At 41.5% G+C, this 15,698-nt stretch carries 16 protein-coding genes; 10 read left to right on the top strand and 6 right to left on the bottom strand.

Annotated elements, in window-relative coordinates:
* Positions 1-321: a DUF3302 domain-containing protein gene (locus AWH66_RS02170; RefSeq protein ID WP_063605060.1), complete on the bottom strand. Its 321-nt coding sequence runs from the start codon at positions 319-321 to the stop codon at positions 1-3.
* 10 nt (positions 322-331) lie between these two features.
* Positions 332-736, bottom strand: a complete 405-nt coding sequence (locus tag AWH66_RS02175; protein ID WP_063605061.1) for a glycine zipper family protein — start codon at positions 734-736, stop codon at positions 332-334.
* Between the two features lie 547 nt (positions 737-1,283).
* Here AWH66_RS02175 and AWH66_RS02180 point away from each other — a divergent pair.
* The 8 genes from AWH66_RS02180 to AWH66_RS02215 all read left to right on the top strand — a co-directional run bounded on the left by AWH66_RS02180 (position 1,284) and on the right by AWH66_RS02215 (position 7,319).
* Positions 1,284-1,673, top strand: a complete 390-nt coding sequence (locus AWH66_RS02180; protein ID WP_063605062.1) for a hypothetical protein — start codon at positions 1,284-1,286, stop codon at positions 1,671-1,673.
* 75 nt (positions 1,674-1,748) lie between these two features.
* Complete coding sequence (gntA, locus tag AWH66_RS02185) at positions 1,749-2,408, top strand: guanitoxin biosynthesis heme-dependent pre-guanitoxin N-hydroxylase GntA (RefSeq protein WP_167360922.1); 660 nt, start codon at positions 1,749-1,751, stop codon at positions 2,406-2,408.
* An 18-nt stretch (positions 2,409-2,426) separates the two neighbouring features.
* Positions 2,427-3,197: an SDR family NAD(P)-dependent oxidoreductase gene (locus AWH66_RS02190; protein WP_063605064.1), complete on the top strand. Its 771-nt coding sequence runs from the start codon at positions 2,427-2,429 to the stop codon at positions 3,195-3,197.
* 310 nt (positions 3,198-3,507) lie between these two features.
* Positions 3,508-4,215 (top strand): hypothetical protein, encoded by a 708-nt coding sequence (locus AWH66_RS02195; protein ID WP_143081449.1) that lies wholly within the window; start codon positions 3,508-3,510, stop codon positions 4,213-4,215.
* Positions 4,136-4,879: a 2Fe-2S iron-sulfur cluster-binding protein gene (locus AWH66_RS02200; RefSeq protein ID WP_083399928.1), complete on the top strand. Its 744-nt coding sequence runs from the start codon at positions 4,136-4,138 to the stop codon at positions 4,877-4,879. The genes AWH66_RS02195 and AWH66_RS02200 overlap by 80 nt, the downstream gene beginning before the upstream one ends.
* A 2-nt stretch (positions 4,880-4,881) precedes the next feature.
* Positions 4,882-5,511 carry a LysE family translocator gene (locus AWH66_RS02205; RefSeq protein ID WP_063605067.1) on the top strand — a complete coding sequence of 210 codons (630 nt, stop codon included), beginning with the start codon at positions 4,882-4,884 and terminating at the stop codon, positions 5,509-5,511.
* A 47-nt stretch (positions 5,512-5,558) separates the two neighbouring features.
* Positions 5,559-6,317, top strand: coding sequence for an MOSC N-terminal beta barrel domain-containing protein (locus AWH66_RS02210; RefSeq protein WP_063605068.1), 759 nt, complete (start codon positions 5,559-5,561; stop codon positions 6,315-6,317).
* An 84-nt stretch (positions 6,318-6,401) separates the two neighbouring features.
* Entirely contained in the window at positions 6,402-7,319 is a 918-nt protein-coding gene (locus AWH66_RS02215; RefSeq protein ID WP_063605069.1) for a LysR family transcriptional regulator, read from the top strand.
* Between the two features lie 37 nt (positions 7,320-7,356).
* Here the strand turns inward: AWH66_RS02215 and AWH66_RS02220 are convergent, their stop codons facing one another.
* Positions 7,357-8,790, bottom strand: a complete 1,434-nt coding sequence (locus AWH66_RS02220; protein ID WP_063605070.1) for a PTS transporter subunit EIIC — start codon at positions 8,788-8,790, stop codon at positions 7,357-7,359.
* Between the two features lie 264 nt (positions 8,791-9,054).
* Here AWH66_RS02220 and AWH66_RS02225 point away from each other — a divergent pair, with 264 nt between their 5' ends.
* Positions 9,055-10,254 (top strand): enolase C-terminal domain-like protein, encoded by a 1,200-nt coding sequence (locus AWH66_RS02225; protein ID WP_063605071.1) that lies wholly within the window; start codon positions 9,055-9,057, stop codon positions 10,252-10,254.
* 36 nt (positions 10,255-10,290) lie between these two features.
* Here AWH66_RS02225 and AWH66_RS02230 read toward each other — a convergent pair whose 3' ends face one another.
* On the bottom strand, positions 10,291-11,004 hold the full coding sequence (locus AWH66_RS02230) for a GntR family transcriptional regulator (protein ID WP_006069428.1): 714 nt from the start codon (positions 11,002-11,004) through the stop codon (positions 10,291-10,293).
* A 190-nt stretch (positions 11,005-11,194) separates the two neighbouring features.
* Entirely contained in the window at positions 11,195-12,529 is a 1,335-nt protein-coding gene (locus AWH66_RS02235) for an MFS transporter (RefSeq protein ID WP_063605072.1), read from the bottom strand.
* A 270-nt stretch (positions 12,530-12,799) separates the two neighbouring features.
* On the opposite strand from AWH66_RS02235, the gene AWH66_RS02240 reads away from it, so the two are divergent.
* Positions 12,800-13,798 carry a metal-dependent hydrolase gene (locus AWH66_RS02240; protein ID WP_063605073.1) on the top strand — a complete coding sequence of 333 codons (999 nt, stop codon included), beginning with the start codon at positions 12,800-12,802 and terminating at the stop codon, positions 13,796-13,798.
* Positions 13,799-13,985: 187 nt separating this feature from the next.
* Here the strand turns inward: AWH66_RS02240 and AWH66_RS02245 are convergent, their stop codons facing one another.
* The gene (locus AWH66_RS02245) at positions 13,986-15,389 is read right to left on the bottom strand and encodes a uracil-xanthine permease family protein (protein WP_063605074.1); all 1,404 of its coding nucleotides are present in this window, start codon (positions 15,387-15,389) and stop codon (positions 13,986-13,988) included.
* Positions 15,390-15,698: the final 309 nt, after the last annotated feature.

A 15,698-nucleotide genomic window follows, 5' to 3' on the forward strand; every position in this document is an offset into this window, starting at 1 on the left:
TTACTCCTTGATTGATTTTTCAAGAGCATCAATGCGTTCAACTAATGCTTGATATTGTTTATCGGAATGGGCCGAACGAGCCCCTAGCCACTGTTGTTTATCAGCGTCATACATGGTTGCCCATACCCAAAGCACAGGCCACATAACATGGAGGAAAAACAAACTAATCCAACCAGCAACATGAATCGCATCGGCATGTGGATGATTACGTTTTTTGGCAATCTCATAAGGAATATCGTGCAAAATGATCAATCCATAAATTAGGATTAGAAGCACAACAAATAAAATAGCCAGTGATGCATAATCTAGAGTGAGGTTCATAGTCTCCCCCTTAGTTTAAAACGTTGTAGCCACGGCCAACCATGCACTGCTTCATGACACTATCAACATCGTGTTGATATTTGGCTTCACTGTATTGTGCTTCAGCACGGTGGTGGAGTAAGCCACCTACCAGACCAACCCCTGCACCGACTTTGGCGCCTTTAGAACCGTGGCCGCCGGCAATGGCGGTACCTGCTGCGCCTAATGCCGCAGTGCGGGCTGTGCTTCCCACAACGTCGCGACCTACACTATCGACTTGATTGCTTTGAACCTGGGTCGATAGTTGTTGGCATTCGTACATGTCAGCGTTGTATTTTTCCATGTCGACACCTTTGGTATCGACAATAACGTTAGCGAACGACGTCGCTGAATAGATGGCAGTCAATAAGATAAAAAGGCTGTTTTTGATGTTCATAGTGTTTTCTCCTGTTTTGAGGCTTCATGGTATTTTTGTGTACGGAGTTGAACAAATCGCAGTCTTTAAATGTGAATTAAGTGGTATTTAATAGTGAGAAATAATCAATGTTTACAGCTGGTTAAGCACTCTCTCACTTAAAGTGCCCTGTCTATAGGAGCTGTTTAGCATATCAAAGCGCAATCGAAGTGAGCGTAGGTGTTGTTAGAGCCATGAAGTCGCTCTATAGATGACGTCTATTTGTCAATTTTATGAACATGTGTTGATTAAAATATGAACTTTCAAGTTTGCTGTTTACAAGGAATACTCGATAAAAGAAAAGGCTAGGCGGACAAGAAGTAAAAATATTGGCATCTAACACGAAGATGCCAAAATAAAAAGAACAACGTATGAGAATCTAGGACAAATGTATGCCCTAATAGAGGAGGGGGTAGTTAGTGGTCTAGCATACCCTTATTAGTAAAGTTCTCTTCGAAATTCTTTGAATAACAAAAATCTGACAAACAAATCTACAATTATGATCGACTAAGTTAGCTAGGAGAAATACATGAACTTTAAGTTATTTTTAATAACTCACGGATTGATATATCTATTATTTGCAATAGTGCTTTTTGTTATTCCCAGTGAGATTTGGCCGCTTTACGGCGTGGAAATAAATGATAAGTACTCATTATTTCTCTCTCAACACACAAGTATCTTCTTGGGAGGCATTTCGGCTATTTGTTTTCTAATGCGAAATACTAAAGATCATCAAAGTAAACGAGACTTACTTAAGTCGCTAATGATTACTAATGCTTTAGGTGTATTGATCACCACATACGCATCTATTACTGGGATTTTCGTGAAACTTGGTTGGAGCGACCCAATATTTTTCGCTGTCTTGACTGCTCTGGCAATGGTGCAGTTAAAAATGACAACTAGTCGTAAGAGTGAATAAATTGCAACTTTCTGCGCGGGAATTATCTGAATAAAAAAGCAAGGACAACCTTAGTATTAACAGGGAGACATGCGCTTGGACAGAACTAATAATAAGTATATATTTGAACTTCTCTTAGATTTTATTAATTCGGAACAGTTTGCTTGTGTTGGCGCGAAAACTGCGGCCGCATTAGACTCAATAACTCACTATGATTGCCAGTGTGTAGAGCAAGAACTTACAAGTGTATATCGGGCGCTAGAGACTTTTACTAAGGATATTGCAAAAAATAGCGGCCTAAATAGTACCTTTATCGCAACGTTTAGTGGTGACAAAGTGTTCAGAAATGAGGGCTTTGAGAAATTTCTGTGGAAGGTATTGAAGCAACTCCATGAAATAGATTTTGCTCGTGGGAATAAATGGAGTGCGCTTTGCGACAGAGACGTAACCTCGAATAAGTTCGCTTTTTCTCTAGTTGAGCATCCATTCTTCATTGTTGGTTTAAATCCGGATTCTGAAAGGATTAGTCGCAGGTTTTCGTTTTCCGCCATTGCATTTAACTCACATGTTCAGTTTGAGGAACTTAAGTCGATGGGCATATATAGCAAAATGCAGCATGAAATTCGAAAGAGGGAAATTATGATTCAAGGTTCTATCAATCCAATGCTTAGCAACTTTGGCGACACCAGTGAGGCGAGACAGTACTCAGGTAATAAAGTGACAAGTAACTGGAAGTGTCCTTTTAATAACAGATGAGTAAAAAGGAGAGTTCTAATGAAAACGATAATTGTAACAGGAGCGTCGTCTGGGTTTGGTGAAGCGATTGTACATAAGTTTGTTAGTCATGGATATGGCGTCGTAGCGATAGCCCGTCGCAGTGAGAAACTGCATGAGTTACAACGCAAATATCCTGATCAAGTTCTCCCTTTAGCAGTAGATCTCACCGATAAAGGTGCTGTTGAACTGGCCTTAACTGAAGTACCTCCATTATTCAGTAATATTGTTGCCTTAATTAATAATGCGGGGATGTCTTTAGGTTTTGGTCCGTCACAGAGAAATGAACTGTCCGACTGGGAGGATATGGTCAATATTAATATTCTTGCCTTATTACATATTACCAAAAAAGTATTGAAGGAATTTGTCGAGCGTAATTCTGGGCATATAATCAATATTAGTTCGGTGGCTGCTTACTATCCTTATATGGGAAGTAACGTGTATGGTGCTACAAAATCATTTGTCAGTAACTTTTCATTGAACCTTAAAACGGACTTAGAAGGCACAGATATTAAAGTGACCAATATAGCGCCTGGTTTATCAAAGACAGAGTTTGCGTTGGTTAGATTTAAAGGTAATAAAGACCAAGCAGAATCAATTTACGAAGATAAGACCTATTTGAATGCGGAGAATATTGCAGCAAGTGTTTACTGGGCATTTTCTCAACCAGAAAACGTAAATATCAATGTGATTGAAATAATGCCGACAGGTCAATCATTCGCATTGGGGTTTGCGCCGAAAAGTAAAAGGATTTTAGATGAGCTTAATTAGTAGTTACAACGACAGGGGGAAGCTTGAGGAAGTAATACTAGGAAGTGCAAAGAACTTAACCCTCCCTGACCTTGACGTTTCAGTTAGACATTTTTTTGACTTACCTAGTAATTTTAATCAAGCACCCCAATCACAATCAAAGATAGAGCAAGTTATTTATGAACTTGAGGAGGATTTTAACGACCTTACCAAGTTACTCGAAAAATACAATGTAACCGTACGAAGAGCAGAGCCTATAGACTGCCAAACGTATTGTAAGACACCACAATGGGAATCACAGCAATCGCATGCGTTGATGCCTCGAGACTGTATGTTGGTTTTAGGAGATACGTTAATCGAAGCACCTATGCCTAGTCGGAGTCGTTATTTTGAAAGCCAGTCGTTCCGAAACATCACTCGTCGGTACTTTTCTAAGGGAGAGAAATGGTTGTCGGCGCCTAAGCCGGTCCTTACTTCTGATAGTTATCTATGGGATGGAACAGTGCCATATTTAGCTGAAATTGAACCCCTATTTGATGCCGCAAATATTCTACGCTGTGGCAAAGATATTTTCTATAACGTGAGTAACAGTGGCAATAGAGCGGGTCTTGAATGGTTGGAGTCTATGTTTGGTGACAAATATAATTTTCATATTATGTCTGTTTGTGCCGACCACATTGGTACTACGATACAGTTGCTCCGCCCTGGGGTCGTTCTAATTAACGGTGGTCGAATAGATGCTTCAGACTTACCAGACCAGTTGCAAAGTTGGGATGTGATTACGTTCAATGAACCTGAAGATATAGGATACGCCTTCGACTGGGGCAGAGCATCAGTATGGATTTCGATGAACGTTCTTTCGATAGATGAGAAGACCGTAATTGTCGAGAAAAATCAAAAGAGGCTAGCTGAGCTTTTGAGTCGGAGAGGCTTCAATGTAGAACTTGCCAGATTCAGGCATGGACGAACTGTTGGAGGAGGGTTTCATTGTTGTTCGCTTGATGTGCGCCGTCAAGGCGGGCTGGAAAGCTATTTCTAAAAAGGCGCGCAATTTTATGAGAGAACTGAAATTAATTGCTGTACGAGCGATGAAAGATGGAAAAATTCGACTCGTGCACGTTGAAATAACGTCGTTTAATCAAGCCGATATTAACACAGTGATGTATAGAGCATACGTAGATGACGAGCAAGTTTTGGCTTTGAATTATCACACCCGTGAGGGCCATGATTTTGTTTCCCTTACTCCAAACCGTATAGAGAAATGTGTTCCAGAGGTTGTTGGAGCAGTGTTGTTGTCGGTCATGCATCTCAATAACTTGGAGGTAGTTTGGATTACAGATGAGTTTTTTTCACAGCTAATAGATAGGTACGCTGTGGAAAATAAGACTAATGAGCTCAGCCTTTTCCATGCGTTTCTCAATGGTGAGCCTGCGTTACATGTCCATTATCGAGAGAACGAGGTAGAAGTGTGCTTTAACAAAAAACGATTCAGCACCCAACAACAATCGATCTTAGATGCCGCTCTGAATGAAAATATCGAGATAAAACATCTTTGTAAGTCAGGCGTATGCGGTAAGTGCCGTTTAGATGTCCTTTCAGGTACGGCATTAGCTACTTCTACAATCATAGAACCGGCACTAATTGGACCAACACAAATATTAGCGTGCAGCTTTAAAGCAATAACATCAATGGAAGTAGAATAACTATGGAGACGAACAGTCTTATCGGATTTGCTTTAGCAGCACTTCTACTAAATTTAAGTCCAGGACCATCCTTACTATTTGTCAGTGCTAGAGGGCTCTCAGAAGGCAAAGCCGCTGGAGTTGTCTCGGCCTTAGGTCTTGCTACTGGTAGCTCTATTCATGCAGTTCTGGCAGGTATTGGTGTTACCGCGATAATCGCTACTAATCAATATATGGCTTCGGTAGTCGCAATCACCGGTGGGGTATATATCCTATATCTTGGGCTGGATTCGCTTAAAGATGCGAGGGAAACGTCTCTTACCAATCTCTCTGTCAAAGAGTCAAAAAAGCCTCTAAGAAAGCTCTATTTTCAAGCTATATCAGTCGAATTCTTGAATCCCAAAACCATTTTGTTCTATCTATCGGTCTTGCCAGGATTAATCATCAGTTCCGGCTACACACCAATAGAAGCACTATTTGTCAGTCTGATTGTACCTGCTACCGCTTTACCCATTGATATTATTGCGGGTGTAACAAGTGGAACTTTGGCTCGTTTGTCTACATCCAATAGAACGTTAACTGTCTGTTTAAACTATCTATCGGGGCTTGTTTTACTAGTAATTGGTGTGGGACTTATTTACAACAACTTGTAGGAAGAAAATAAACCACAACATTTAAAAGAAATAGAAACGGAGAATAGATGACCTTTGTCACGAGACTATACCATTACCCTTTAAAGTCAGGTGCCCCTTCACGATTAAAGTATGCTTTGGGGGATAGCAACGGTTTCTATAATGATAGAGACTTTGCCATCATCAAAAAACAAACTAATGGTTTGTATTCAATACGGGACAATCCCTCTCTTAGTGAAATACGCTTACACTATACTTCTAATAAGCTATCGATTACTTTCAATAGAGAAGAGACCAACTTTACATGTGATTTTGAAGATCAGAAAACGATTACTATGTGGTCAAGAAATGTAACAGTTAATGTAGCGAATGATCCTGTCAGTGACTTTTTAAGCGAAATACTAGGTGAGCAGGTAATTCTTGTTAAGGGAACAGAAAGGCAAAACGTGCAGCAAACGTTGATGGATACAGGGCCATTGCATATGGTTTTTGAAGATGAAATTGAATCTCTTCGGCGAGAGTGCAACGTTCGCTCTATCGACCCACTTGTCTTCCGCCCTAATATCCTTGTATCAAAGTCATTTCTTAGTGAAAAAGAGTTGCATCAAGAGATTAATATTAATGGCTTTAGGTTTAAGGTAATGGAAAGAACTGAACGTTGTTCCGCTGTATCGCTATTGTACAAAAAACTAACCTCAAAAAATTACTCACCTTTAGTTGAAGTTTTGAACAGAACTAATCACTACAAAGGGGCTTATTTTGGTGTATATCTGCAACCATTATCCGACTTCTTGATTAACCAGTCAGATGTGATAAGTCTGGAATAGTATGAATGCAATAACTGAATATTGATGTCGATACTTTAGTTTTGATTTGTTGGGATAACCGACATAGAAATGTTTGGAGGGGAGATGAGGTTTAGAACCACTTTGGACCAATGGGCGACGCTGAGAGAAATAGAAAAGGCAGGCAGTATTCAAGCTGCGGCTATTTCTTTGAACAAAAGCCATACAACAGTGATATATGGGGTTCGAAAACTAGAACAGCAGTTAGGTGTTGAACTGTTAGAAGTCAAAGGGAGAAAAACTGCACTGACTACCGAGGGTAAAGAGTTACTGCGCCGAGCCAACTTAATGCTAGAGCAGGCGAAGGAGTTGGAGCTGTTAAGCGATCAGGTTGCGGCGGGTATGGAAAAAGAACTCATTATAGCCATGGACCATTTATGTGACCCTGCATTACTCTACGAAGCGATGGAGGCGTTTCTTTCTAAAAATTGCTCTACCTCTATTCAGGTCATTGAGACTTCTCTTTCGAAAACAACCTCTGTTGTGACACAGGGTCTTGCTGACATAGCAATTATTACTGTCCCCGTTACTAATTACCCTGCGGAATCTTTTTCGGTCACCTCAATGCTGCCAGTAGTTTCCGTTAACCATCCCCTTGTGCAGTTAGAAAAGGTGACTCCGGCGGATCTTGCTAACACCGTACAGATAGTGATTCGTGACTTAGGGGGTGATATCGACGGTAAAGCGAAGCGAGATGCAGGTTGGGTTAAAGGACTACAGCGCATTACTGTTGACAACTTCGACCATGCGTTTAGAGCAGTGGAAAAAGGAGTCGGTTTTTGCCGATTGCCTAACCACGTTATTAAACAACGCGATCAAGGCCAATTAAGTATCCTTGATGTAAAGCAAGCTGATGCTTATCACTTGCCTTTGCATATTACTTTACCTAAAGGAGCGCAAACAGGCCCAGCAGCGTTAGCGATGTACGAACAATTGAAACGCCTCAGAGTGACACCCCATACGACTAATAAAAAAGGCTCATGATATTGAGATCATGAGCCCTGAACAATTTTAGAGCTTGCTATTTATCATCAACATTAACGAACATATATGTTAAGGCAAAGGCAAGCGCAAACACACCAATCACACCAAGAACCGCTTGAATAAAGTTTTGAGTACCGCTTGCTAGGTATGCCGGCAAACTAAATACTGAAGACAAAATGTAGCTGGTTAGATGCGTGTCAATAGTTACTGAGATTGCACCAACGATACCTGCTGCTAAGCTCGCCATGAACAGTGCTTTAGTGTACTTAGTCAACACACCAAAGAGTGCTGGCTCAGTGATACCAAGGATTGCAGTGATACCAGAACCTACTGTCACAGAAGATTGTTCTTTTGAAACGTTCTTACGCTGTTTGTACCACACCGCCATCGTAGCACCTGCGATAGCGAGGTTACCCAAGCACATGATTGGCATAAGCAAGTCTTTTCCATACAGCGCAAAGTTATTCAAGCTGATTGGTGTCATGCTGTGGTGGATACCAAATACGATGGTAATTGGGCGAGTTAAACCAAATACAAAGCCAGTCAGTGTTGGAGAGATTTCTAATAGCGAGCTTACCACCCAACCTGCGCCATTACTTAACCACATACCTGCTGGGGCAACCAGTGACAAGACGATAGTTGAAGTGACCGTGAAGGCGAGTAGGGGAGTAAATACTGGCTTGGCGGATGACGGGACGAATCGATCAACAAACGGAGTCACTTTTGAAAGTACCCAAACCGCCAAGATAGCAGGCACGATTGCGCCACCATAGTTAAGCAGTTCGATTGGTACCACACCAAGCACAGTCAGCTCCGGAACGCTACCAGCGTCTTTGAGTAACGCCGCTTTTTCTACTAACTTAGGCGCAAGCATTGCGGAAGACACAGCCAATGCAATGTATTCATTCACCCTAAAGACTTTAGCGGCAGAAAAAGACACCAACATTGGTAAGAAGAAGAATACGGCGGTAGAAATCGAGCGGAAGAAGTACACCGTATCTGAAGACTCTGAAATAACGTTGGTCGCAATTAAACCAGAGAGCAGGCCCATCAACATACCCGCACCAGCGATTGCAGGAACCACAGGGCCAAAAATGCCCGCTACGATGCGCATTGCATTTTGGAACAGCTTACCTTTTTCAGCTTCAATCACTGGTTCATCACTGGTTTTGCTAACACCTGATAGCGCGTTGTACCACTTTTCTACATCTACACCGATGACCACTTGAGTCTGACCTTGAGCAAGAACCACCCCTTTAACCCCAGAAATGGCTTCCAACTGGTCTTTCTTGGCAAGTGTCTCATCCGCTAACTTGAATCGAAGACGAGTCATGCAGTGAGTAATGTTGATGATGTTATCTTGGCCGCCAAGTGCTTGAATTAATATTTGTAGGTTGTCACTGAAGCTACCCTTGTTGCTCGATGCTTGAGCATTCAAGTTCACTTCGTTATTAGTTTCAGTAAGTTGCATCTAAGGAGTCCCTATGTGCTTGCGTTATTTGTTGGGGACATAATATCCATCACTCATATTTACCCCAATCGGAAAAACAGAGACTTCCGTCACATTAAGTGCGGCAAATTGTTAATTTTCAGCAAATTTCGTTGATTGGTTCGTTTTTATTAGCGAATGTTTAGCAATAACGAACCAGTTACTTTTTGCCAAAAAATAGCGCTTGAAATAAGGTTTTTTTCGCTGTTATATAGAATAAAACCACTGACATAGAGCCATTACGCCGTGAAAGAAAATATCATATCCAACATTGAATGTATAATTACTAAGCCAGACCGACACAATCTAATTACTGTGATTGTAGAAACCGAAAGCGGCGTAACAGGCTATGGATGTGCGACATTCCAACAGCGTCCGCTCGCTGTTAAAACTATGGTTGATGAATATATTAAGCCTTTGTTATTAGGTAAGAATGCGAATAATATTGAAGACCTTTGGCAAATGATGATGGTCAATGCCTATTGGCGCAATGGTCCGGTTATTAATAATGCTATTTCTGGTGTTGATATGGCTCTTTGGGATATTAAAGCCAAATTAGCTAATATGCCGTTACATCAATTATTTGGTGGTAAATCTAGAGATGCCATTCAAGTGTATACGCATGCAACGAGTGACACAATGGAAGGGCTTTATGAACAAGTTGAGCAGTTTCTAGAGCAGGGGTATAAACACATTCGTTGCCAGTTAGGCTTTTATGGCGGTGTACCAGACAATATGCACACCACAGAAAACCCAACAGAAGGCTCTTACTACGATCAAGACCAGTATATGGATAACACACTAGAGATGTTCCGTTTACTGCGTGAGAAGTATGGTCGTAAATTCCACATTCTTCATGATGTGCATGAACGACTTTTCCCTAATCAAGCGCTGCAATTTGCCAAGCAAGTTGAACAATATCAACCATATTTCATTGAAGATATTCTGCCGCCGAATCAAACCGAATGGTTGGATAATCTACGCAGCCAAACCTCGGTATCGTTGGCGTTAGGGGAGCTTTTCAATAACCCAGAAGAGTGGAAGTCAGTCGTTATTAATCGTCGTATTGATTTCATTCGTTGCCATGTTTCTCAGATTGGTGGTATCACTCCAGCGTTGAAATTAGGCCATCTATGCGAAAGCTTCGGTGTTCGAATTGCATGGCATTGTCCGCCAGATATGACACCAATTGGAGCAGCGGTGAATACTCACCTGAATGTACACCTTCATAACGCGGCAATTCAAGAGCATGTGCATTACAAAGAGAACACAAGAAAAGTGTTCCCTAATGCTGCCGAACCTCGAAATGGTTTTCTTTATGCTTCAGAAGAGATAGGCATTGGAGTAGAAATCAACCACGCGGCTGCACTTGATTTCCCGGTAGAATATCGTCCTCATGAGTGGACTCAAAGCCGACTTCCAGATGGCAGTATTCATACGCCTTAAGGCGTAAATACTATTTAGAAAAATCGACCGCTATAATTAGCGGTCGTTTTGATCTCGATATTGCAAACTCTCATTATTGAATTTTGTGTGATAAGTGCATTGATAATTTATATCAATAACATCGCTAACAATAAAAGCCTCACCTGATGTTAAAAAACCGCGATTGGTAATATTCATAGCAGCGGTGGTACGTTTACATTGTAAAATGTTGGCATCTTCCGTTGATAAGTTAATTGCTTTATAGTTGGTTAGGTAGCTGTCAATCTTCAAACCTAATGAAAGCGCATATTTTTGCAGTGAACTCTCAATAATACTGTCGTTCATTTTTGGGAAAAGATGCACTGGAACGATCGTTTCTTCTATCTGTGTGATTTTATTTTGGATTAGACGTAACCTTTTGATATGCCATAAATAGTCATCCTCTCCAATAGTAAAGACTTGCATCTCATGAATAGTCGGTACCCGTTTATTCAATTGCACTTTCTTATAGGAAATTTGTTCGAAGCTGTTTTCCGTAATTGAATTGTAGATTAAGGGAGAGCCGATAATAGAGGTGTTGACATAATAACCAGAACCCGTCTTTGGTTTAACAATGCCAATGGCTTCCAATTTTGACAGGGCTTTTCTGACAGAAAAACGCGATAATTGGTACTTATCTACAAGCTCTCTTTCCGATGGTAGCTTATAAGTGATAACGTTATTGCAGATCTTACTTATTAAATCTTGTACCAGCTCTTCGTGTTTTTTCATCTTTATCTAATTTGATAGACCAAAATAATAAAGTTAATAATAGCGGTTATGTTGTCTCACTAGCAACACCTTTACGGCTAATAGATAAGCGAACACTCACAAGTCGCAAAACTGGCATTCCTTTCATAAGAGAATGCCAGTTCAGTGCCGAGGTTGTAGGCTTGGTGGCCTATAGAAAAAGTAGTGTAGGTTATTCAAAAATCGCTTTTTTTCTATCTTTAAAATGAAACCACACACTTATCAGGATAAATAAAAACGCGAAGTAGTAGACGAACGAGGAGAGTGAAGCGATAAAGTCAACACCTTGCTCAATTTGCTCTTGGCTGTAGCCTTGAGAGACCAGTTTATAGTAGTACGCGTACAACACCCCAATAGAGCCATACCCCAAGTTAAACATCAGTCCTTTGAAGCTCAGAACGGTTGCGCGGTTGTGTGATTCGGTTTTTCTATTGAGATGGTAACTAATAAAGATGTTCATCGTCATGATGATAAAGATCAGTACCAGCGCCGGAATTACGCCATAAATTGACCAACCTAAGCTAATAAAGTAGTAGGTCGCAATAGTCGCTATTCCCATGATCGCGATGAACTTTTTAGGTGCCAAACTTTCGGCAAAGCGACGACTTTGTCCTGCAAAGAGTATCTTAAAAATACTCACGCCAGCGCCAATAAATCCAATGTAAATAATAGGAATATCGATGGCGCGATAATACTGACTATTCATGGTGAGAAACATGCGTGAGGTGTGCTCGAAAAGACTGTAGTAGAGCAAAATGAACAACACATAAGGTGTCGACATAACCCACTTGCCAGTATTGAGCGTCAATTTTAAGCTTGCTAACGTTGTTGCTAGTTTATCGCCACTTTTAGGCATAGGCTTTTTGTCTTCTTGCATATTGAATGCTGCGTAAATAGCGACCATGGCTACGATCAAAGTGGCGTAGACCGGAATACGCATAATGTCTTGTGTGCTCTCGGGCGCTGTCCATCCAAACAACTGGTAAACAGAGCCCATGACATCGACATCATACATAGCAGCCCCTATCAGCGTAACGAAGATACCCACCGCAGACGCCACTCGTATTTGAATCTGCAACACATGAGGCCAAGCATCTTCCTTACCTTGATCCTTCAAGGTGTCGTATGCCAAAGCTTCGTCGGCACCACTAGCTAGGGCCATGGCCAAGCCACTTAATATCCGGTTAACCAGAAAGACCGCGAATACCAAACTCGGATTACCCGTTGGAACAAAGGCTATCATTGCGATTTCAACGAACATGATAATCGAAGATAGCACCACAAGCTTCTTGCGACCTAAAGTGTCGGCAAAGGCTCCTGACGGCACTTCCGCAAGAACGATGGTAGCAGCCCAAATCACATTGAGCATTGCAAACTGCGATAGTGTTAAGCCATAGTCCAGATAGAGTAGGGTGAAAACTGGATAATAAAAACGCGCAAAATAGCTGCTTCGAAACATTAAGAAGTAGCGCACATTGCGAACGTGGAGGATTTCCTTAAGCGTCATGACTTTTTCATTTATTAGATTTATATAAGGTTATGTATAACCCTTTTTTGGCGAGATGGTAAGGTTTCAGTCGAAAAATCATAGGTTTGTTGTAAAGCGACTTAGCGTTGAAGATTTAGATTGGCTCAAACATGGTGGTTTTGGTACCAATAGGACTCTTCTCAGTGTCCTCGTTAATAACAATTAAATAAAAACGATTAGTCACTCGATTTTCTAGCTAAGCAGCATCTATGCTGTATACATGAGCCGAATACAATCAATGAGTTAATCATGGATCCATTATCCCAAGGAGTGCTAGGTGCCTCTTTGTCACAATCATTAACTAGAAAACAACATATAGTCGTTGCTGGTATATTGGGTCTGCTTGCGGGAATGTCCCCTGACTTAGATGTGCTTATACGCTCGCATGATGACCCTTTGTTGTTCTTAGAGTTTCATCGCCAATTCACACATTCGCTGTTCTTCATTCCTATCGGTAGTTTAATTTGTGCTTGGGTGCTACACCCTTTGATTGCTAAAAGACGCGGGCTTTCCTTTAAACAAAGTTGGCTCTATTGCGCGTTAGGATATAGCACTCATGCACTATTGGACTCTTGTACTAGTTATGGTACTCAATTGTTGTGGCCGTTTACCAATGAGCGTTTTGCATGGAGTACGGTCTCGGTCATTGATCCTGTTTATACGCTGCCTATTTTGATATTAGTCGCTTTAGCAACGTTCAAGCGTAATACATGGTTAGCACGACTGGCTTTTTTGTGGGCTGTTGTGTACCCAACGATAGGCATGATTCAAAGAGACCGAGCGGAAGCAGCAGGTTGGCAGTTGGCTAGCGAAAGACAGCATACCCCGATTAAACTCGAGGCCAAGCCAAGCTTTGCCAACATACTACTCTGGAAAGTTGTCTACGAAACCAACGATCGATATTACGTCGATGCAGTCAGAGTAGGAAGTACAGTGAAAATATATCCTGGAGAATCCGTACCTAAACTTGATGTGAATAGAGATTTTCCTTGGCTCGATCCTAACTCACAACAAGCTATCGATGTCGAACGCTTTCGATGGTTTTCTAACGGATATGTTGCACAAGACCCTGATGACAAGACACGAGTCATCGACGTTCGATATTCCATCATTCCAAATCAAGTTAAATCGCTTTGGTGCATCAAGCTTTCTCCTTCCGCGGACATAAAATCTCACGTTGAATATCATACTCATAGAGACAGCAGTTCCGAGTCTAGAGAGGAGTTTTTTGGGATGTTGTTCGACTGAATTGATTTGTCATCATTTCAGCATAGGCAGCAACCTATCTATAATGCTCATAGCTGCAAGTATTAGGATAGAAGAATTGAAACGCCCTAATGACACTCAACGCGCACTAGGGCGAAAAAATAACTACATTTGTCGAGATAGCTCCTTTAGCATGGAAAAGATGAGTGCTGTGTTTTATTGTTTTGCTCTAATCTAATTCCACCCCTACCGTTTTCGCTTTCTCAGACTCAAGCTCTGCCATATTTTTCGTTTGTTTGAATGACTCATCAAACAGCACTTTCTTCTCTTCGGCACTTTCGATTTCATCAGTCACGTCTACTTTCAAGATCAAATTGAGACCAAGAGCAACTAATGATCCTGTGGTGATTCCTGAGCCTAGTATGACTCTTAAAGAATCAGGGAAGTAGGTCAACGTTTCTGGGCGAATAGTTACTGTCATTCCGGCGGCGACACCTAGGGCAACAATCAACATATCGCGTTTGGTAAAGTTCAGACGAGACAGAATGTTGATACCGGATGAGATGATCATTGAGAACATAACGATGCCAGCGCCACCTAACACGCTGCTAGGAATGGTTACCACCAAACCGCCAATCTTAGGAATCAATCCGGCACACACCATAATTACGCCCGTAAAGGCAACCACATGGCGGCTTGCTACTCCGGTAATCGAGACAATACCAACATTTTGGCTAAATGAAGAAAACGGTGTGGTACCAACGATTGATGCCAAAGCGCTTCCCACTCCATCACAAAGGATACCGCTCGAAAGCTTTTTACCAGTCAGTTTGGTTTTAGTTGCATCACTTAATGCCAAGAAATCCCCGGTAGACTCCATAATAGTCACTAAGTAGGCAATAGACATCCCAATGATACCAGCCACGGTAAACTCAATACCAAAAGGCAGCAGGTCAGGAGCAGCAAAGACAGTTGCCTCTTTAACTGGAGTAAAATCGACCTGACCAAAAGCCAAAGCAATCATATAACCAACGGCTATCCCAATAACGATAGAAGCCGCACTGAAGATACCCTTACCAAAGCTTGAGATTGCAATGATCAACAGCAACACGAAGGTGCCAAGAGCTAGATTCTCAATTTTCCCATAATCTTCTTGACCAACAAACCCTCCTGCAATCCAGTCAATACCGACAGGAAGTATCGTAAGACCAATTAATACAACCACTGTTCCTGAAACGACAGGGGGGAAGAGTTTGCGTATTTGCGGCATAAATTTAGAGCCGACAATCATAACTAACGAGCCAACTAACGCGGCACCGAAAATAGCCGAGACTCCAGACTCAAGCCCAATAGATATGGAGATAGCAACAAACGTAAAGCTTGTGCCCATAACAACCGGAAGTCTAATGCCTATTACCCCAACGCCTTTACATTGGATGATAGTAACGACTCCCGATACCAGTAACGCTGCATTAACTAAGACAATCATTTCATTAGTCGGAAGGCCAATGGCACTTCCTACAACCAGAGGCACCGCAATGATTGCCCCCATAGCCGCCAGCATATGTTGAAATGCTAATAGTAACGATGTTCCAAATGGCGGTTTATCCTCAACTTCATATGTTAACTTCATACTACGTCCTTCTATTCACCACTTAATAAATTCGTCAGCAATAGAGCAAGTTATGTTCCAAGAGCTTTGATAACCAATTATTACGTTGAGCTTTTTAGAGGCTTGTTGGAGTTTTGCGATGGTAATAATTAATTTTGATTGATGGATTTGTGAGCAGGCGGATCTCAGGGCCTAGTGATAATTAACCGTTAACGTCGAAGGAGTAAGAAGGTGTCAAGTTGATAGCTAGTGGCGATAACGAGGTTATCATTTTGATAGCTATGCTTTGGGGATGTGGTTAAAACGACGGGTTTATTTCATTTTTACTAA

The sequence above is a fragment of the Vibrio barjaei genome (genome assembly GCF_001639065.2).
GTDB lineage: Bacteria > Pseudomonadota > Gammaproteobacteria > Enterobacterales > Vibrionaceae > Vibrio > Vibrio barjaei.